13 protein-coding genes and 3 pseudogenes are annotated in these 21,120 nt (G+C 34.1%); 7 read left to right on the top strand and 9 right to left on the bottom strand.

The features are described 5' to 3' along the window. Nucleotides 1-9,270: pseudogene (locus BAQ46_RS22955) on the top strand (cell surface protein); the annotation flags it as partial. Nucleotides 9,271-9,597: 327 nt separating this feature from the next. Here BAQ46_RS22955 and BAQ46_RS22950 read toward each other — a convergent pair. Next, the gene (locus BAQ46_RS22950) at nucleotides 9,598-10,758 is read right to left on the bottom strand and encodes a Ger(x)C family spore germination protein (RefSeq protein ID WP_000649885.1); all 1,161 of its coding nucleotides are present in this window, start codon (nucleotides 10,756-10,758) and stop codon (nucleotides 9,598-9,600) included. A gap of 393 nt (nucleotides 10,759-11,151) precedes the next feature. On the opposite strand from BAQ46_RS22950, the gene BAQ46_RS22945 reads away from it, so the two are divergent. After that, complete coding sequence (locus BAQ46_RS22945) at nucleotides 11,152-11,346, top strand: hypothetical protein (RefSeq protein ID WP_012477922.1); 195 nt, start codon at nucleotides 11,152-11,154, stop codon at nucleotides 11,344-11,346. Nucleotides 11,347-11,507: 161 nt separating this feature from the next. Further along, on the top strand, nucleotides 11,508-11,729 hold the full coding sequence (locus tag BAQ46_RS22940; protein WP_000258785.1) for a hypothetical protein: 222 nt from the start codon (nucleotides 11,508-11,510) through the stop codon (nucleotides 11,727-11,729). An 18-nt stretch (nucleotides 11,730-11,747) separates the two neighbouring features. Here BAQ46_RS22940 and BAQ46_RS22935 read toward each other — a convergent pair whose 3' ends face one another. Then, a complete protein-coding gene (locus BAQ46_RS22935; protein ID WP_001055907.1) occupies nucleotides 11,748-13,178 on the bottom strand; it encodes an IS4-like element ISBce2 family transposase in 1,431 nt (476 codons plus the stop codon). 156 nt (nucleotides 13,179-13,334) lie between these two features. Between BAQ46_RS22935 and BAQ46_RS22930 the strand changes: the two are divergent. Continuing rightward, nucleotides 13,335-13,442 (top strand): annotated as a pseudogene (locus BAQ46_RS22930) (DUF5065 family protein); the annotation flags it as partial. A gap of 182 nt (nucleotides 13,443-13,624) precedes the next feature. On the opposite strand, the gene BAQ46_RS31590 reads toward BAQ46_RS22930, so the two are convergent. The 3 genes and pseudogenes from BAQ46_RS31590 to BAQ46_RS22915 all read right to left on the bottom strand — a co-directional run bounded on the left by BAQ46_RS31590 (nucleotide 13,625) and on the right by BAQ46_RS22915 (nucleotide 16,307). Further along, complete coding sequence (locus tag BAQ46_RS31590) at nucleotides 13,625-14,386, bottom strand: hypothetical protein (protein ID WP_071742858.1); 762 nt, start codon at nucleotides 14,384-14,386, stop codon at nucleotides 13,625-13,627. 166 nt (nucleotides 14,387-14,552) lie between these two features. Beyond that, nucleotides 14,553-15,617: pseudogene (locus tag BAQ46_RS22920) on the bottom strand (Tn3 family transposase); the annotation flags it as partial. A gap of 69 nt (nucleotides 15,618-15,686) precedes the next feature. Continuing rightward, complete coding sequence (locus BAQ46_RS22915; protein WP_000241162.1) at nucleotides 15,687-16,307, bottom strand: HAD family hydrolase; 621 nt, start codon at nucleotides 16,305-16,307, stop codon at nucleotides 15,687-15,689. A 156-nt stretch (nucleotides 16,308-16,463) separates the two neighbouring features. Here BAQ46_RS22915 and BAQ46_RS22910 point away from each other — a divergent pair, with 156 nt between their 5' ends. Beyond that, on the top strand, nucleotides 16,464-16,769 hold the full coding sequence (locus BAQ46_RS22910; RefSeq protein WP_000817947.1) for a hypothetical protein: 306 nt from the start codon (nucleotides 16,464-16,466) through the stop codon (nucleotides 16,767-16,769). A gap of 238 nt (nucleotides 16,770-17,007) precedes the next feature. On the opposite strand, the gene BAQ46_RS22905 is transcribed toward BAQ46_RS22910, so the two are convergent. The 3 genes from BAQ46_RS22905 to BAQ46_RS22900 all read right to left on the bottom strand — a co-directional run bounded on the left by BAQ46_RS22905 (nucleotide 17,008) and on the right by BAQ46_RS22900 (nucleotide 18,737). Further along, the gene (locus BAQ46_RS22905) at nucleotides 17,008-17,226 is read right to left on the bottom strand and encodes an alpha/beta-type small acid-soluble spore protein (RefSeq protein WP_001025787.1); all 219 of its coding nucleotides are present in this window, start codon (nucleotides 17,224-17,226) and stop codon (nucleotides 17,008-17,010) included. A gap of 64 nt (nucleotides 17,227-17,290) precedes the next feature. After that, nucleotides 17,291-17,476 (bottom strand): hypothetical protein, encoded by a 186-nt coding sequence (locus BAQ46_RS31155; protein ID WP_234712127.1) that lies wholly within the window; start codon nucleotides 17,474-17,476, stop codon nucleotides 17,291-17,293. Between the two features lie 88 nt (nucleotides 17,477-17,564). After that, a complete protein-coding gene (locus tag BAQ46_RS22900; protein WP_000527114.1) occupies nucleotides 17,565-18,737 on the bottom strand; it encodes a tyrosine-type recombinase/integrase in 1,173 nt (390 codons plus the stop codon). Nucleotides 18,738-19,140: 403 nt separating this feature from the next. Between BAQ46_RS22900 and BAQ46_RS22895 the strand changes: the two genes are divergently transcribed. Together BAQ46_RS22895 and BAQ46_RS31150 are read left to right on the top strand one after the other, a co-directional pair. After that, nucleotides 19,141-20,142, top strand: coding sequence for a helix-turn-helix domain-containing protein (locus BAQ46_RS22895; protein WP_000189821.1), 1,002 nt, complete (start codon nucleotides 19,141-19,143; stop codon nucleotides 20,140-20,142). 209 nt (nucleotides 20,143-20,351) lie between these two features. Next, nucleotides 20,352-20,666 (top strand): hypothetical protein, encoded by a 315-nt coding sequence (locus BAQ46_RS31150; protein ID WP_000589782.1) that lies wholly within the window; start codon nucleotides 20,352-20,354, stop codon nucleotides 20,664-20,666. Between the two features lie 354 nt (nucleotides 20,667-21,020). Here BAQ46_RS31150 and BAQ46_RS22885 read toward each other — a convergent pair. Beyond that, the coding region (locus tag BAQ46_RS22885) for a heavy metal-binding domain-containing protein (RefSeq protein ID WP_084638402.1) at nucleotides 21,021-21,120 on the bottom strand (100 nt) is incomplete at its 5' end.

Genomic DNA, 21,120 nt, shown 5'->3' with positions numbered 1-21,120 from the left:
AATCCAACTTTAGTTCAAATTAACGAAGCGATTATTCAAGCAACGAAAAGTGTGGATCGACTATTTTCTGACGTAGCACCTGGAAATTCATTTTTAACGTATACTGTTTTATTGGAGAATATAGGAAACACAACTGCTACGAATATCATTTTTACAGATCCGATTCCAAATAATACAGTGTTTATAGCGGATAGCGTTCGAGTAGGCGGGGTTTTATTACCTGGGGTAAATCCAGCGAATGGGGTACCAATTGGGGATATTATTGCAGGAGATTTTACAAACATTACCTTCCGCGTGCAAGTAGTTAGCATTCCAAATCCAATTTTCACAATTGGACCTGGGGGGCCAAACTCACCAGTTGTAAATGGCGCTTCTATTGATTATCAATTTATGACAGGACCTAATTTACCACTCGTTTCAAGAAGTACGACATCCAATCCGGTTTCGACACAAATAAATTCCGGAGAAATTACACTTGTTAAATCTGTAGATAAAACTTTCGCAACAATTGGCGATACAATTTCTTATACGATTACATTAAGTAACCCTGGAAATGTTACTTCACAAAATATAATTTTCACAGATATTTTACCTGACGGAACGACATTCATATCTGGCACTCTTACAAACGATTCTGGTACACAGCAGATCGGAAATCCAGCTAACGGGATTCAGATTGGAAATATAAATCCAAACGGAACGGCTGTGATTACTCTCAACGTACTTGTTACAAATATTCCAAGTATAAATCCAATTTCTAATTCTAGTTCTGTACAATTTTCATATGTGGTCGACCCTAGCCAACCTTCCGTATCACAAATGAATGTATCTAATGCTGTTTCGACAACTATTAATAGTGCAATTTTAACAACCCAAAAAAGTGCTGATAAATCTATCGTTTCAGTTGGAGATATGATTACGTATACAACTACTATTACAAATACAGGAAATACAGCCGCTACGAATATTACTTTCACAAGCGCTATTCCAGCTAGCATTACCTTTATACCAAATTCATTCACGATAAATGGCGTTCAGCAGTCTGGTGCACAACCAGCACTGGGAGTAACTATACCAAATATCGCACCGGGTGAAACAGTAACTGTTACTTTCCAAGTAAATGTTATTTCTGTTCCCCCTTCAAATTCGATTATGGGTAATGACACAATTTTATATTCTTATACTGTCGATCCAAACGGAACTCCTATTACAACTTCTATTTCAACAAATATCGTTACAAACCCGGTACTAGATGCTATGATAACGATGGTGAAATCTGTAGATCAAACACTTGTAACACTAGGTGATACCATTACCTATACGACAATTTTAACGAATAGCGGTAATACAAACGCTACGAATATTACTTTCACTGACCTCATACCAGATGGTACGACGTTTATAACTGATAGCGTTACAATAGATGGCATCACACAAATCGGGCTCAACCCTAATACAGGTATTACAATTGGATTAATTGCTCCTAACAGCTCAATATCTATAGCATTTCAAGTGACCGCTACTTCTACCCCTGTTCAAAATCCTATTGCCAATTCCGCTACTGCTTCTTACACATTTATCGCTGATCCCAATGCACCTATTGTTTCAAGAAGTGCTACTTCAAACACAGTGTTTACTACGATTAATACAGCTAACATTCTTTCATTAAAACAAGTCGATAAATCCTTTAGTCATATTGGAGACACACTCACTTATACTGTCGTTTTAACAAACAATGGAAACTCATCCGCACAAAATGTTATATTTACAGATACCGTGCCAAGCGTCACTACATTTATTGCAAACACATTTTCTATTAATGGAGTTCCTCAAAGTGGGGCGGATCCATCGAACGGTGTGAATATTGGGACAATAACAGCCGGGACTACAGTAACAGTTTCGTTCCAAGTTACTGTAACATCATTACCAAACCAAAACCCAATTGTAAATTTCTCATCAACATCGTATCAATTAGTCTCACCACCTGATGCAGAAACTTCAATTAGTAATCCTGTTTCAACCCAAATTAACGAAGCAATATTGTCTATGACGAAAAATGAAAGTGTATCCTTTGCAGATATCGGGCAAACTGCTTTTTATACTACTTCTATTACCAATGTAGGCAATACCGATGCAACTAATATTGTATTCACAGATACATTACCAAGTGGACTCACATTTGTTCCTAACACATTAACGGTCGATGGCGTTTTACAACCGAATGCGAATCCAAATACAGGCGTATTACTTGCAACACTTCCACCAAATGAAATATATAGTATCGTCTTTCAAGTTACGGTGAACAGCATTCCACCTATTAATCCAGCACCGAATACAGCAGCAACGACATATGAGTTTATTGTTGATCCTGTTAACCCTCCAGTATCGAGTGCAGCTACTTCCAACACAACGCTTCTTCAAATAAACAACGCAACTATTATTAGCACAAAAACAGCAGATCTTACTTTCGCGGATATTGGTAATACAATAACATTTACACTTAACCTCCCTAATACCGGGAATACGGCTGCAACTGATGTAACTATTATCGATATTCTTGATAGTAATTTAAGTTTCGTTCCAAATAGTTTCACAGTTAATGGGCAAACCATTCCAAACGCTGATTTATCTACTGGTGTAAATATTGGTGCCATTAACGGCGGTAATGCAGCAATCGTCACATTCCAAGCAACTGTTACCACACTTCCTACACTTAATCCTATTTCTAATTCTGCTTCTATCACATATCATTATGTCGTTGATCCTAGCCAACCATCTATTACAACGTCCAATCAATCTAATACAACGACCATACAAATTAATAGTGCTATTCTTACTGCACAAAAAAATTCAAATGTATCTACGGTAGATATCGGGCAGGATATTACCTACACCGTTACAATTACAAATAGCGGCAATGTTAGTGCAACGAATGTTATTTTTACCGATCTTATTCCAGACGGAACTTCCTTTGAACCGAATAGCTTTACATTGAACGGAACTACCATTCCAAATGCAAATATTATTACAGGTGTTCCAATTGGTGATATTGCGCCAAACGAATCTGTCATTGTGGCATTTCATATTATTGCCAATGAAATTCCAGCTATAAATCCAATTACGAATCAAGCTAGCGTTAGCTTTCAACATATTGTTAATCCAGCTAATCCTCCAGTTTCAAAAAATATTACTTCTAACAACGTTACAACAAAAATTGAAAGTGCGATTTTAAATACGATTAAAATAGGAGATAAAACTTTTGCAACGATTGGTGATACGATTACGTATACAACTACGATTATGAATACAGGAAATATTCCAGCTAACAACGTTGTTTTCTCAGACCCTTTACCTTCATGGGCACAATTTGTTGCAGGATCAGTTGTTGTTGACGGTACTTCATTACCATCCGCTTCTATCACCAGCGGTATTGGCATAAATACAGTCAATCCAGATCAAACTGTAACAATCATATTCCAAGTTCAAATTGTAAGCAATCCAACAACATTCACTCCTGAACTCCAAAACTTAGCATTTGTGAACTTCCAATATAACGTAGGCAATGCATTACAAGCTCAGCCTGGCAACGTGGAAACGAACGTCTTTGTTACTTCTATTAATACAGCAATACTTTTAGCTGTAAAAACTGCTAGTACAGCCTTTGCGAATATTGGAGACACAATCACTTATACAGTTTTAATTCAAAATAGCGGCAATACAAACGCTACGAATGTAAATTTCTCAGACCTCATTCCAGGAGGAACGACCTTTGTTGAAAATAGTTTTGCTGTAAATGGAAGTACCATTCCAGGTGCCAATCCTAATAACGGAGTGAATATCGGAACCGTTAACGCGAGTAGTTCCTTAACCGTTACTTTCCAAGTCATAGTTACATCTACTCCACCTTCAAACCCAATTACAAACGTTGCATCTATTCAATACGCATTCATCGTTGACCCGGCAGCTCCTCCGATTATAGGCACAATAACTTCTAATAGTGCTTCCACACAAATTAATAACGCGACTGTTACAACTGTTTTAGAAGCAAATCGTACAATCGTATCTATCGGAGATATCATTACGTATACAGCAACATTAACGAATACTGGAAACTTCCCTGCAAATTCTGTATTACTCATTAACGGAGTTCCTGAAGGAGCATTATTTGTTCCAAATAGTGTCACGCTTAACGGGATTTCACTTCCAGATGCAAGTCCAACTCTCGGTATTCCAGTTGGTATTATCGCACCAGGTGATTCCGCTACGATTACGTTCCAATTTCTTGCAAGTTCTATTCCACCGCAAGGAGCGATTATAAATCAAGCACTTACAAGTTACACGTATATTGTCGACCCAAGTCAACCTCCAGTTACAGCAACATCTTCATCTAATACGGTTAATACAGCTGTCGTTGATGCATCACTATCTGTAATTAAAAATACAGATTCCCTCGTACAGTCTACTGACGGTACAATCACTTACACTGTAGTCGTTCAAAATAACGGGAATACAACTGCAAATACAGTTACTTTAACAGATTTGGTCCCAGAGGGAACTGCATTTATTCCGGATAGTGTGACCATTAATGGTGTTTCAGCTCCAGGTACTGATCCAAACGTAGGGATCTCATTAAACTCCATTGCACCTTCGGAAATCGTCACCGTCACATTCCAAGTTATCGTTCAATCCATTCCAAGCGTGAATCCAATTTCTAATATAGCTCGTATTGACTATACTTTTATCGCTGATCCAACTGCTCCTATCATCTCTCGAACAATTACGTCTAATCCAGCTTTCACACAAATTTCGGATGCGAATGTTCTTTCTTTAAAAGCAGTCAATGCACAACAAGCAACAACAGGTGATATTTTGACCTATACGATAACGCTAGAAAATACCGGAAATATTCCAGCTACGAATCTCATATTTTCAGATACGCTTCCAGAAGGGACTACATTCGTAGACAATAGTTTTACACTTAACGGAACAACTATACTTGGTGCCAATCCAAATGTAGGTGTTACTTTGCCTAACCTAGCAGCAAACGCTACTCACCTTATTTCGTTCCAAATTCTTATTAACGATCCGTTCTCACAACAATTGATTACAAATCAATCTAATACAACATATACAATTCAACCAGACCCAGGGCAACCGCCTATTACTGAAACATCTACAAGTAATATTGTCATTACAAATTTCGTGCAAGCACAATTGACAGTTACAAAAACGTCCAATCCAATAACTGTAGATATTGGTGGAACGATACTTTATATTTCTGAAGTGAAAAATACCGGAAATGTTGACGCAATAAATATTACTTTTACAGATTCTATTCCAGCTGGGACTACATTCGTTCCAGACAGTGTCACAATTAACGGTGTCCTTCAGCCTGATGCAAATCCTGAAAACGGAATACCAATTGGAACAATTCCACCAAATAGTTCCAAAACAATACTATTTCAAGTACAAACAAATAATCCACCTACTGAAACCGAAATTGTAAATCAATCATCTGTAAATTACCAATATGTAAGTATTCCTACAGCTCCACCAGTGAATCGCTCTGCAAATTCTAATATCGTTACAACATCACTTCAAAATGCAAATATTATTTCTGTTAAACAGGCGGATGTTACTTTCGTATCCATCGGGCAAAATATTACCTACACAAACACACTACAAAATATAGGAACTGTTCCAGCTAACAACACGGTGTTCATTGACAACATTCCAGAAGGTACTATATTCATTGAAGATAGCTTATCAATAAATAATGTGATTCAGCCTGGTGTGAACCCTGAAAATGGAGTAACCCTCGGCACGATACAACCAAATGAAACAGTTACTATTTCATTCCAAGTACAACTTACAAATATACCAGAGGGCAACACAGTCATTAACATTTCAGACACTTCATATGAATACCAAATTGACCCTAGTTCTCCGATTATTCAGCGTAGATCGTTATCAAATGCAGTAAATACTGAAGTGCGGACAGCAAATGTTAGTGCAATTAAATCTGCTAACAGATCTATTACACGTATCGGTCAAATCATCACCTATACAGTCGCAGTTACAAACGCTGGTACAGTACCTATTACAAATACTCTCCTCATTGACGCCATTGCTGCTGGCACCACATTCGTTCCAAATAGCATCCTTGTAGATGGCATACCAAGACCTAACGAAAATCCAATTACCGGAATCACCCTTGATATTATCCTTCCAAACAATACAATTATCGTTACATTCCAAGTAAATGTAGTCTCTGCACCTTCTCAAAATAACATTAATAATATCGCCGTCATCCACTATGAGTATCAGCCAGACCCAAGCTTGCCACCAATTTCAGAAACGACATCTTCCAATACTACAAATATACAATTTATTGATGCCATTCTTATCGCTACAAAATCCGCTAATACAGTATTAGCTACTATTGATGAAACCATTGAATATACAGTACTCATTCAAAATAATGGATCTACTACAACTAACTCCATCTTTTTTACAGATATTATAGAGGATGGAACTGTATTTATTCCGGGAAGTGTAACAGTTAACAACACTGTACTTCCTGCAGCAGATCCAAATATCGGCTTTTCTATTCCTAATATCGCATCAGGTCAATTGACAACAATAACATTCCAAGTTTCCGTTACAAATTTACCTGCTGTAAACCCAACACCTAATACTGCAAACATCGTCTACGACTTTATTTTCAACCCTGATTTTGCACCAATTCAAAAATCGACTACTTCCAACACTACTTTCGTTCAAATTAATGATGCTGATATCGTTTCACTTAAAACCGTTGATTTAACTTCTGTAACAATTGGTGACATTTTAACTTATACAACAACTTTAACGAATACAGGGAATACAGATGCCACTGCTGTTGTATTTACAGACAATATTCCTATTGGAACAACCTTTATAGACGGTAGCGTTTTAGTAAATAATATTCCTCAGCTTAACGCGAATCCAAGTACTGGTATACTTGTAGGAACGATTGCTCCTAACACTTCTATCCCAGTCACATTTTCCGTTACTGTGGTATCTCTTCCAGCTGCTAGTGGTCGTATTCAAAATCAATCCACTTCTCGTTATACAATTAATAGCGAAGAACAAATATCAACTAGTAATATTACCTTCACTGAAGTTATTTCTGCTAATATAATTGCAACAAAAACAACGCCTATCCAATACGCTGACCTACAAACGATTATCCCTTACACTATTTCCATCACAAACAATGGGAATATACAAGTGGAAAATATTATCGTTACAGATATCATCCCAGCAAATACGAGCTTTATAGAGAATAGTGTTATTGTGAATGGAAGCGCTCGTCCAAATGATAATCCACTTAGCGGGATACAACTTGATAACATTCCGCCTAATACGACAGCAACTATTCTATTCCAAGTACGGGTTACTTCAATTCCGCAAACAAATCCAATCTCTAATACGAGTACAATTGAATACCAATACACGTTACCAAACCAGCCGCCTATTACCGAAACTATTATTTCATCAGCTGCCGTAACAACAATTAATCATGCGACTTTGAATAGTAATAAAACTGTTGACCTTGCATTTGCAACGGTTGGTGATGCGTTAACGTATACGATTACACTAAATCAAACCGGTAATGTTGCAGTAAATGATGTAATCATTCAAGATATGATTCCTCAAGGTACTACGTTTATAGAAAATAGCGTCATTGTAAACGGAGAAACTCTTCCAGGAGTGAATCCAGTAAGCGGCATACCAATTGGTACTATAATTGTAGATGGAGATGCTATCGTTTCATTCCAAGTAACTGTGACTACTATTCCAACACCAAATGAACTAAACAACAACGCAATTACTACTTTTAACTATATAGTCAACCCAAATAACGTACCCGTTACAAATACGACTACAACAAATACCGTCACAACTACTGTCCAAAATGATAATGTCATTGCCATAAAATCTGTTGATGTAACGAATGCCTTACCTGCTCAAACTTTAACGTATACAATTACGATTATGAATAGCGGTAATGTAACGATTGAAGACCTTCTTGTTATAGACACCATACCAATAGATACGACTTTTGTTGCTGGTAGTGTTACGATTAACGGAATCAATCAGCCTAATGAGAATCCGGAAAATGGTATTACGTTAGGAAATCTTGCTCCTAATGACTCTGTCATTATTACGTTCCAAGTGACAATATCTTCTTCTACTCTTCAACCTACAATTAATAACGATGCTACTGTTTCCTATACCGTTATCATTGATCCAGATGAACCACCTATTACAATTACAAAGCAAACAAATACCGTTACAACAACATTAATCGAGCCAATAATTAACATTGAGAAAACAGCAGACAAATCTATCGTCGTTATAGGAGATGTTATTACATTCACATTAGAGGTATTTAATGATTCCACAATTCCGACAATTAGTACTTCTGTTATAGACACAATTCCAGCTGGTACAACATTTATAGAAAACAGCGTAACTATTAACGGTACTTCGGTTCCAAATGTTCGTCCAGACACTGGTATTAATATTGGTTCTTTATCTGCAGGTACAGTAGCAACTATAACATTTCAAGTCCTCGTAACTTCTATTCCTTCAAACAGTACAATTATAAATTCTGCAACAGTTACCGCTGCTTTTCAATTGACACCACAGGATCCAATTATTACTTTCATTGTTAATTCAAATATTGTTCGTATACCAGTTCAATTTATAACTACAACAGTCACGAAAAATGCTTCCGTCAGCTCAGCTTATTTAAATCAATATTTTGATTACACGGTACGCATTACAAATACTTCCAAAATTTCACTCTCAAATATTTCGTTACAAGATACTATTCCAGCAGGTTTACAATTTATAAACGGCACTGTCTTTATTAACGGTGAACGCTCTCCACTAGCGAATCCGAATATCGGTTTCCTAGTTGCCACTAATTTAGAGCCAAACGAAACAATTATCGTGTTATTCACAGTACAAGTAATAAGTCCACCTGTTAATAATGAGTTTAAAAATACGGCCAATATTTCGTTACAACTTCAAGTCTCGCCTACCGATCCACCAATTACAGTAACCGTTACAAGTAACGAGAACATCGTCACCTTTGTTCCAGAAAATCCAGATGAAACACTTCCAAATTTAAATTGCTTCTTTGACGGTGAACGCTTCATTCGCATTACTCCTCGAAATATAAGAAATTACCTTTGGGCTTGGATTTGGTGGCAGTAATTAAATAAAAAATAAAAAGCTTGTAATTTGGATGTTATCCAAATTACAAGCTTTTTTGACATGGTACCTCTAGTTACTTAATCTATTTCAAACCTCTGATAAAAAATTATTCAGTCAATTTTTTAGTTGAAAAGAAAATATTAAGAAAAGTAAAAGGTGAAATTGGAAGAAAAGTGTAAAAGCTTGTTCACTTATATAATTTATGTAAGAAATACAGGTAATGTATATGAAGCAATCGAAGTTATGAAAATAAAATATATAATACGGGGTATAGCTAGTATTGATATTTGGCAGCTAATATCTAATTCGGTAACCAATCAAATTAACTCATTTTACTTTCTTGGGTAAAGCTGAACCTGAATGTTCAATTATTGAATGAACATGAACATTAATTTGGGCATCACTAAAATAATTTTCGCCTTGATCCCAATTCTTACGTATTTTCTTCCATTTTTTATAATTATGCCGCTTATATACTTCTCCTAACGCTAATACATCTACCTTATATTTTTTTTGAACAAGCTTTATTGATTTTTGAATCCTTTGTTCCACCTCTTTTGAAATATCCTTCGTTAAGCGTTTTTCATTCATGAATTTTTTATGATCACTAAAATGCAACTCCGCTAAAGCACCTTCGAGAAATAGATGAATATCAAACTTCGGTTTTGTAGTATTTTCAGTAAATACCTGTATTTTTCGGTGTAGCTTATGAATTTCATATGTAATAAGCTGGTCCTTTTTACGTATGGTAAAATAACCTCCTAATTTTTCACCGATTATAAAGTTTATTCCCACTGTCTGTTCGCCGTTTAACATTCCAACACACTTGTTATCCTTCCCACGAAACAACGCAGCCCCATCCATTTCTATCCCCTGTTTTGTAGGTTTTAAGACAGGTAGTACAAAACTTCGGTTTGAAATTATCTTTTCCTGCACGTCACCAATTCTTGCTGCCTCAACCATCTGAGCATTTTTAGGAGGGTGTTCAGCTAGCATATCAATATACTGTGCCGGTAAATTTTCTGGTTTTGCATTTTGTTTCAAGATTGCTTCTGCATTTTTCTCAGAAACAAATAGACGAATATTTCTTCTCATTTCATGATCTCGAATGTATACATCTAACGTATTTTGTAAAACATTTGGATTCGATAGTAATTCTTCAGAAAAAATGATTACTTGTATATGTGGAAAAAATAAAGTACGACTAATCTTTTTAGCGATTATTCGTATTTGTTCAAACACACTATCTCCTTTTGCACTCACATCAATATAATTATTCCCTGCGCCTTTTCCACCTTCTTGCGTTAACTTACTGGGAAGTACCATTTGATACGTCCCTTTCATAATTGGATTAGATTTCTTTTCCTTAACAATATCGTAAGCGGCACCTACTACAAAGCCTCTTTCTTCTATCTCCGCTAACTCAGAGCAACCGCTGATAGCCCCAGCTATAAGCGCAATTGTTATAACTTTAAAAAGACATTTCATTTCCACCATTCCTTCATTTTATCTTATATACAATAAAAATTAGTAAAGGCGCTAACACAATAAATCTCATATCAAATCACTTAAAATCCAAATAAGCCCACTGTGTGAAAAGAAAGTTTGGATAGCGATATCTCGAGGCATAGAAGATGCACCTATACATCACTGGTTGAAGATGCCACAAAAAACAAGTTCCCAACATCTAAGTTTTTCATCTCTATACTCAAATGATTTCAATTATTTTTGCTTCTCAAGATTCATTATAGAACCTTTATTTTTTTGATTAACTTAACAATTAATCTTCATGTAATTAAAAAGATAGATTATTGATTTTTATGAAAGGAAAAGATGTTTATGACACTACATGGACGTTCAGAATATTTACTGAAAGAATGAATGAAAAAATTACACTGTAAGAATAAATTTAATTTTGTGTTTTTTGAAGACAGCAGATGCAACGGACCTGAAGGTAGCTGTTTTAAGATGGGTGGTGAATTCGAACTTTTATTACAAAGAGCAGCTAAATTAGATCCCTTGTTTATTATTCATGGAGGAGACAAGGTTTATACAGTAGAAAAGAAATATGTATAACACTAAACAAAATCATTATCCCTAAAAACAAAATATACGGATTAAATAATTATAAAGTAGACTATTTAGAAAAATAATTATATCTTACCCGGCTTAATCCTATTTTAGCAATGCATGCGCAACCTAATATAGGATGTTGGTCAACAAAAGAAGGATTTCCTGTGGTCACATCAAAAAAGTATGATGTGAATATGTTAGGTTTGTTAAATGGAATGCAAGCAGTACTTCCTTCTATGATTGTAAGCAAAACAAATACCTTAATGGGGTCCTACCACACATCCATCAACTTAACGTATATTTTTATACAAAATGCGGTCTTTCCACGTAGTTTTTTATTATCTTTTATAGATGTTATAAAAGTAGGCACATCAAATAAACCCTGACGGGTTTCAAATTTTTCGCTATGCTACCTGATGGGCAGAAGTGGTATGCTCATACACAACACCTAAAATATCAAAGACTGTTTTTTTCTCATATCTGTGAGATTTTCGTCCGTTTCGCTGTAGGAGGTTAAACAGACGAAGGAGAATCTTTGATAATTCTTGGGTGTTTTTATGTAGTGCTTGATGAAAAAGTAAGAAATAATCTTTAATTATGTACATCGCTTTATATTCACTTAGTTCTTTCTGTTTCTTACGTAACAGGAGTTCTCTCATTTTAAACATAGTAGAAGAACATAATAGGATACTAATGAGTTGTCCATAAAGGTGGCATTCTAATCGCTCTTGTTTAATAGATTTACAACGATGAATTCGAAACCAAGATTTCCATATTTTAAATAACAGCTCAATTTGCCAACGCAGTGAATATAAATCATAGATTTTCTCTTTCGGTACCCATTCCGTAGGAATGTTTGTCATATATACCGTAATTCCTTGTAAAAGTTTCGTACGCTCTGTATATGTAATCCCTTTTTTCTTTTCACGAATAGCTCGATCATGTAGACGTTTCTGTTTTTGCTCCTCTGTACATCTATAAACCACAATGCGAGTGGGTAGTTTGTCTTTGCTCCCTACATATACATCATGTAATTCATACACTTGGCCAGGTTGTAATTGGTTCATGATGTCTTCCAAATGAATTTGTATATATACCGGTCTCAATTGAGCAGGTTTTGTTTTAAATACCACTGTTTCGAATTCTTTTCTATATATTTTAGTTGGTAATTTAAGACGCGATAAATAATACCCTTCCTTATCTTGGATCGATTTAAAGTCTTGTAAACGAAAATACCCTAAGTCACGAATATATAGTTCATTCTTTTGTGTCATGTCCATTCGAGTCGCCCCATATGCCTGATCACTTCGTTTTCCTGGTTCAATTTTCACATCAGAAAACTCTCCGCTCAACAAGTCATACTCTAATTGAATTTTCACACCAGCTGTATGACTACAGCCTCCGGCACCAGGATAAGTAGCTGCGAATCGATCTGGAACTTGAAAGGTTGTAGAATCAAGGATGCGAATCCGCTTAAAGTAAGCAGAAAGAGAATGAGAAATTGTAGATGATCCTCCAATTTTAGCTTGTAGAAGTGTAGTAAATACATTTCGAAAGAAGGCTACAGAAGCCGAGTTAAATCGTCGATTCAGTCCCTCAGGACTTAATAAAATTCCTGTTGAAGTTTCTAATTGACTACAAAGTTGAGTAAGAGAGGTTGTAGCGATTTGTTGATTTAACCATACACACAAAGATAAAAAATGGTGCCCATGGCACTTACATTTTCGTTTCATTCCACCTGCTTCTATAGCTAATTGATTAAGTGTAGCGGGAGACATATATCGATATAACTCTTCGGCAAATAAAGACAGCTCTTGTTTTTGATGCATATTCATAAAAAGCACGTCACCCTTTCTCATTAACATAAGAGAAAAGTAACGTGCTTTTAAGTTTAAGAATAGTCTAAATCCTTAAGTTGATGGATGTGGGGTACAGGCACATCGCTATCAAGCTAACAAAACAAAATACCCCCTAAAACGAAAAAGAATTGTAGATTTGTAACACCTATTACATCTGTTCAAGATCCAGGATCATATGTAGCTGTTATGAAACTTGGAGAAAATTATTATTATGGTGGCAGCTTTAAAATTAAAAAATAATGAAAGTTAATTTCACTAATGATAATATTTTTGATATGATCAATGTATAATAAAAACATAACTCATGTAATAGTCTAGGCGGTATACTTGACCAACGGCCGCTTAGCTAATGAGTTATACCCCTTAGAAAAGGTACCTTGCAGCAGGGGTACCTTTTCTTTTATTTTCAGTGGTAAATTATTTTAAATTGTAGCTATATAGCTAAAAAGTATAATGATTATATTGTAATTGAAGTGTAGTATGTATCCCATATGAATATTTTTAAATATTAGAAAGACAATCATTTGGGCGATAGCTGGAATCCCAATGATAGTTAAACATTGTATCCAATTATAGTTATACGTAGAGAGATGGAGTAATCCAAATGAGCTTCCAGATAATATTAAAGAGGCTGTAATTGAAGCTATGGGGCTTATTATGAATGAGCGTATGATCTTATGCCAAAAAAACAATATAGAGACAAACATAATGTTCTCTCCGATTAATTGAATTGCAATACCAGGTGTTTTGTGAAGCATATTAGTAATCCCTTCATTCCCAATGGGATGAGATGCTCCTCTGAATGTTGTAAAAGATATTAGTACGGCTAACAATAACAACATAATAGCATAAATAATAAAAGCACAGAAAAAAGAAATTTTTAGTTGCTGGAAAGTGATTTTTTTAGAAAACAAAAACCGTTGATCCCTCATTATAAATAGGAAAACTAATGAAATGGGAAAAGAAAAATAAAAAGATTTAATTAAGTATTGCATCCGTATATCTAATTCATTTATATAATTAAGCATGAATGATGGAAAAGGTATGTAAACAGTAATAATACAAAGTATGATAAGTATTAGAAAGTGCAGATACGTTTTAGTTTGTACTAAGCAATCTAAATATGTGTTGGCAGAACTTAATGCGTTTATGGTCTGCTTAAACTCTTTAGAAACTGCGTTAATAACACTCCGCCATTTTAATAAAAGTATATGTATTTAATCCATCATCTTATATGCCATTCTTCCCTAATTGTGTTAAATATAATCTCATCTCTACGCACATTATAAAATTTCACGTACCATATTTATTAATTATATTTAAAATATAGTCAACAAGGGGATTTCTATATTCCGGACGATATAATTTTTGAGAACCAATATTTTTGAAGCGTGGCATCAGTTTAAAACCAAGTAGATGACAAAAAGCAACGACACTTTGCCCATGTGTATCGACATAATTTCGATCTACTTCCATGTCCGTACAGTGACGAAGAACCCCTTCCATCATAGCTGCAACTTCCGAAGAAAGGCAGGATTTAAGCTGTGAATAGATACAAGCTGACTTTCGATCTGTATGCCAATAGATCATAACGCCCTGTCTTTTATAACGAGGATGCCATTCGTACAGCAAGTTCTGATCCCACGATCCAAAATGTTTTGAATCGGAAGCACATGCCGTAGTAGCTTCTCCCCATACTTCTTTCATACGGTTGCAAATGATATGGTTCGTAACCTCTGCATTCGCTTTACGTAGATGATCTTTATGTATAAATTTTTGACGGATGTATCGAAGTTCCCGATAACTATCAGTGTTGCTTCCAGCAGAGACAGCTTTCAGACCTGTATTGGTTCCAAGGCCAAATAAACTGAGAAGAAGTCGACGTTGAATTATTTTTCGGTCTAAAATCTCTCGATCTGCCGTAGTCTTAAAATGCTTCGTAAATTCTGTGTGAAAATCGGTTTCTTTTAGCAAATCTAATAAGTTAATATCTGACCATCGATTCTTGATTTCACCTTTAATTTGAGCCAAATGGGGAGGATCAGGCTGTTTCTCTAAAGGAGAAACTCGAATCCAACCTTTATTATTTTTCGTCGTAATGACAACTTGTCGATTACTGTTCTTTTCGAATCCTTGATTCAATAGAGTTAACTTTTCCTTCATTAACCGTATGATTTCTGAAATAAACAGATCAGCTTCCAAAGGTACTTTCAATGCTTGAAAATGTTCTTCTTTACGTTCTTCAAAATCTTGAGGTAAGTCTTCATCAGGATTTCGATAACGATCAGCCCCCTCAATCCAAACTTCTTTACAACGAAGTCGAGTTCGAAGTGATTGAAGAACAGCAATTTCATAATTGATTCGATTCACTCTTTCAATCCCTTTGTTATCTTTTTCAATAATAATCCCTTTCCATCATCAAAACCTCCTATTATAATAGTTTTATTTCTGTCTCTCAAAAAGTTAAAAAGCCTGCCTGTATGTTTATATTAATTTTAAAATGTCCTTAGGTTCTTGTAAAATATATTCCGCATCTTTAAAAGCATCTTTTGTTTTTGATCCCCACGAGGCAAGAGCAAATTTCACACCAGCACTTTTTGCACATTGCATATCATATATAGAATCTCCAATGTAGATTGCCTCGTGACAAGGAACATCTAATCGTTTTAAGCAGGCTAATAAAGGTTCAGGATGTGGTTTATGTTTATCCGTATCACATGCGCAAATTGTATGTTCAAAATAACTACTTAAGCCAAATGGCTCAAATTCGTCTATTAATTCCTGTTTAGTTTTCGATGTCACAATGCCTAGTTTTATAGTACTTAGAGACAACATACCAATGATATCTTCAATTGACTTGAACACGGAGACTTCATGATTATAAGCTAATACAGCTTTACTCCATTTTAGATGAATAACGTCTATATTAGGCACATTCAATTTTTTTAAAGCTTCCTTCCCGGGGATACCCAATGCAAAGTCCAATGCATCTAATGTATAATCTTCATTTAATTCTTCTTTCAAAATTCTTTGTAACGATTTTAATATTGCTTTTTCTGTATCTAAAATTGTACCATCAATATCGAAGATAAGAGTTTTAACCAAATTAGTCCCTCCATTTTCAGTTCTATTCCAAGCGATTTTTTCACACCCTTTAAAGCTTTTTTCCTATATGTTCTCAGGTTTAAATTTTCTCTTAATGTTCATTGTAACAAAGTTCCAAATGAACTATCATTATTTTTAGTAAATGGAGGGGATTTTTTGAAAAGAGAAAATTTGAGGGTGTTTACTAAAATTTCATTCTTAACAGCATTAACTTCAATTACAATTCTACCAATATCCTTATATATGTTAGCAATGACTTCAAATGAAAATATAGTATCTATTTTAAAGGTTTCTATATCAGTTACATTTTTTTCTTCCTTATTTGCTATTCCTTTAAGCGTCATTTCAATGTTCAGTAAAGAGAATTTAACCAAAAGAATTTTTGTTTTATTGGGAAATTTATTACCAATCGGTCTTTTAACTTATGCTATAATTTTAGAATTTGTAGATGAATTCTTGTAGACTACACCTTAAAACAAAAAATAGCGAATTTAGGTTTAATAGCGTTTAACAGACTTAAGGTTACTTTTAAAGGGTTTAATGGGTTTCTATACTTAATGTATTGTCACATCAAATAAAAACCCTTAAAAATGAATCTGAGTGGTCATTTTTAGGTTTTTAAAAATGATTTTTAATATTTATGTAAATAAAAGGAAAAAGAATCCGTTTTATGGAACCTTTTTCCTTTTATTATTTTAACTTAATGTAATCTGTGTTGTCCTGATAATTGTTCCTCAGCCATTCGAACTAAGCGCTTTGTAATTTCTCCACCGACAGACCCATTTGCACGTGATGATGTATCAGGTCCTAGTGTGACTCCTAATTCACGGGCAATTTCATACTTCATTTGTTCAATAGCACTTGCTGCAGCAGAAATAAGAATTTCATTTGTATTACTTTCGCGTCTTTGAATATTCATAATTGCACCTCCACTATATTTGTATATAACATGTGCTTAATTATGATATTTATACGTAAGTAAACTATTTTCTTCTATTATTTTTAGGAGAACTCTTTTTCGTTCTCTCTTTACCATATTCCACTAACTGAATTTGAAACACATCTGAATCCTGAATTCCTAACACATTCATTTCTTCTCTAAATGAACGCCAGGACTCTACCTTTATTGATTTTTCTAGGCCATTTCTTAATGTGTAGATTCTTAGTATTCTATAATTAAACCCTCCTTACTCGTTAAATAATGTGTATTTAATTATATAAAAAAGACATAATTAAACAATTGTTCATATTAAAAATTCACACCAACATATCTGCAAATGTAGTCCCCACGTTATTCTTTCGTTTCATATGCTTCTCTAAATAGATCTTTGTTGTTTGAATATTTTCATGCCCAAGTGTTTGCATTAAATGATATAGATCCGCATTTCCTTGTTCAACTGCCATGATTGCAAAAGCATGACGGAATGTATGTGCCGTTACAGGATTTTCACGATACTTTAGAAAATCTAAATTCGTCTTTTTTATCATATCTGTTACCTGGTTTGATAACGTTTTGGGATTATAAAAGTTTCCTCTTTGATTGATAAATACAGGACTTTCATCTCCACAATTCAATACAGTTTGGAATCCTCTTCTCCGTCTCATTTCGCTAATACATTGGAATAAATGCTCAGGAATGAAAAGTTCACGTACTTTATCCCCTTTTCCTGTGACTTTTAACCAATACTTTCCGTCATAATGTAAGTCTTTCACTCTCGCGGTGCACAATTCTTGAATTCTTGCACCGGTACTTGCTAGAGCTAGTAAAATTGTATAGTTTACTAAATGCCCTTGTTCTTTATAAAACTCTAAAATTTTCATCACTTCATCATAGGATAGGTCTCGATTTGGCCGATCCTGTTCATTTACATTCGCGCGCTGCAGTTCTTCATGAAGAGGCTTTTCAATGTAAGAAAATACATGAAGATGTTTTAGAAAAGAACGAATGAGCACTGTTTTCTTCGCAAGTGTTGCGACCGCGTACGTATCTCCGTTTCTACCGTTCTCTACCTGCTTTAACCAAGCATTATATTTACGAATATGCCAAGGTTGCAATGTTTTTAATAAAGAGTCGTTTTGCTGTACCTCTTCCCCATTCAATTCGAATTCCTCTGCGTGCTGCACCATGCACTGACAAAATGACAAGATTTCGGACACATAACTCTTTTTTGTATCCTCTTTTCTATTCTTCTTTTCATCCATATCTTTTTGTAAATGCACAAAATGATAAATGACTTCTATATCACTTAAATACGTATATTTACTCTTTCCCTCTTTTTCTGCAACTTCCATCTTCTCTTCCACTTTATCTACATAACAATTGTTATGCAAAAATGGAATGATGCAACTTATATTCTCTACATATGTATCCATATACTCACTTTGATTGTTTATAATAGGTACATTTTCTTTTGAATTCTTATTACCCATAATTAGAATTCACCTCTCCTATTGAAGATTATGAATATAATTCTTTTTATTATCTATACGTATTATTTTATTTCACTTCTATCTATTATACAAATGATAATTCATTTTCTTTCTGTAAGAACGCTACATTCTTCTCTATCTAAACATATATATAATTTTTTATAAATTATTAGTAAATAGATATCATTTAATAGTTAATACATTAGATTTTAAATCTGTTTTACAAAGAAGATGAATTTAAAATTAAATTAAGATATTAATAAAATCTAAAATTCCTTAAAAATACAATAATTTATAAGAACTTTAATAAATTTTATTTCCCATTTCAAATATATCTCATATTCTGATATTATATATACATATCTAAAACACTAGTAAACAATAGTTATGGAGGTGTCCTTTCATGACACAAGATTTATTGTTCATTACAAAACCTACTGTAACGACAAAAGAGGCAGCCGACTTATTAGGAGTAACGGTACAAACAATTTTAAAGAAAGAAAAAGATGGATTAATAGAATGTGTATATAAAGATAATTGGAAGCAATTCGGTAGTAAGATTTTTTATTTAGAGGATATTGAACGTTTGAAAAATAACGAAGAGATTGAGGGTTATAGTACAAAAGAAGCAGCTGGGATTCTTAATGTAGCACCATCTACTGTCTTTACATATATCAAATCTGGAAAACTACCTGCTTCAAAGATTGAAAAGCGTGGAAAAGAAGTATATATCATTAATAAAGATGACCTTGAAACTTTTCAACTTACTTATGAAAAAACTACCTCAAAAGAGCGAAAAACATTCATTACTAAGATTCAAGATGAAGATATATATTTGTATCAATTGTTAACACATCAACATACCGGAAAAATAGCGAGAGTAATAGAAATCAATGGAGCAGATGGCAAGATTCTTACAGAAGACGAAGAAATTTTCCCTCTATCCACGTACAAAGAGCATGATTACTCCTTTGAACCTTTCCGTAAGCAAGCTGTAATTACAAAACGAGGGTATTTATCTTTTTCATTTAAAAAACCTCAACTATTTAATTCCATTACTTATAATCTAATAAATTTATTTTATAAAGAGCTAGGTATCACAAATATGCGATTGAGTGTTTCATCTGATACTATTAAATTAGAAATTAAACCTTTTGTATTACAAGTTGATCCATTGCAATTTCAAGAAGAGATTAAATACTTACATTCTCATATGAAATCCGGTACGATACTTCCACATGTTGAAGGAATTTATTTTAAAAGCAATGTAGAGCCATTAACTTTTCATGCAGATCACGAATTTAAGCAGAAAATAGTTCAAATGGCAGCGAGTTCAGGTATGGGACAGGAAGAATTCTTATTACAAGCTGTGAAATCTTATATAAAAAATTTAGAACAACAGTAAATATTTATTAAGAAGAAAAAGCGTAGGAATTTAATCTTTCTACGCTTTTTAAAATATTCAATATAGATATTCATTTCCATGAAATCACCACATGCACTATCAACTTAATAGAAATTTATATTATTATTTTAAATAAAGACAATCTCTGCAGAAATACGTTATATTCTATATGAATTTATATAGAAAACATAATTAAAGGAGAACTGAACTTGATAAAACATATAACTAGTTTCCTATTTGGAACATTTGTTATGATAATTGGTTACGTTTGGGTTATTCCCTACACCCTTGAAGCAATTGACAGTAATGTAAGTTATATTACTCATCACAAAAAGTATTTTAGTAAGTTATATGAATATGACATTAACCTCTGGATCATTGCAATGCTTATATTTTGCATTTTTACTGCGATTTCTGTTCTTATACTCAAGTTACCCGATTATAAGAAAAATAAAAGCACTCCTATAAAAAAATATAGTCAAACAAATCGGCGAAAAAAAGCAAAGAGAAGGCGTCGAAAATAATTATTTTTTATGTTAGGGGTTTTACTAATAAAAATATCTTAGCGTATAAAAACCGCGTTTTTACGTTGGTACCCCATGCCCATCAACTTAAGAATTCAGAATTACCCCAAAATGAAAAAAAGAACTTTTTGTTACAAATTAACACAAAATTTCGTTCTGGAGGTACTGAAAAAATTTTGCCTGATAGTGATGGAATGGGGCCTCTATAAAAAACCCACAGTTTACACTCAAACTGTGGGTTTTCGACGTACAATGATTTATCAACTTCTGTTTTTAGTCTTTAAAATCTGCAACAGAGCCAGGATTCCCCCTCAAAGTATAAATCCCAAGGAGGGGATCCGTTTTTTTATTTACTTATATACGTACAGCTGTACCACTTACAGCAACCATTAACATTCCATCACGAACAACTTCGTAATCTACGTCAATACCAACGATAGCGTTCGCACCTTTT

Origin of the sequence: Bacillus paranthracis, from assembly GCF_001883995.1 — a bacterium.
Taxonomy (GTDB): domain Bacteria; phylum Bacillota; class Bacilli; order Bacillales; family Bacillaceae_G; genus Bacillus_A; species Bacillus_A paranthracis.
Note: the sequence above shows the minus strand (reverse complement) of the source record. Positions and strands in the feature narration are given on the sequence as shown.

What these genes read in the sequence shown, in the direction of transcription:
- BAQ46_RS22950 (WP_000649885.1), bottom strand. Translation starts at nt 10,758, where the DNA reads ATGAAATGTCTTTTTAAAGTTATAACAATTGCGCTTATAGCTGGGGCT.
- BAQ46_RS22895 (WP_000189821.1), top strand. Translation starts at nt 19,141, where the DNA reads ATGACACAAGATTTATTGTTCATTACAAAACCTACTGTAACGACAAAA.
- BAQ46_RS22935 (WP_001055907.1), bottom strand. Translation starts at nt 13,178, where the DNA reads ATGAATATGCATCAAAAACAAGAGCTGTCTTTATTTGCCGAAGAGTTA.
- BAQ46_RS22900 (WP_000527114.1), bottom strand. Translation starts at nt 18,737, where the DNA reads ATGGGTAATAAGAATTCAAAAGAAAATGTACCTATTATAAACAATCAA.
- BAQ46_RS22945 (WP_012477922.1), top strand. Translation starts at nt 11,152, where the DNA reads ATGAAAAAATTACACTGTAAGAATAAATTTAATTTTGTGTTTTTTGAA.
- BAQ46_RS22905 (WP_001025787.1), bottom strand. Translation starts at nt 17,226, where the DNA reads ATGAATATTCAAAGACGCGAAAGTAATACAAATGAAATTCTTATTTCT.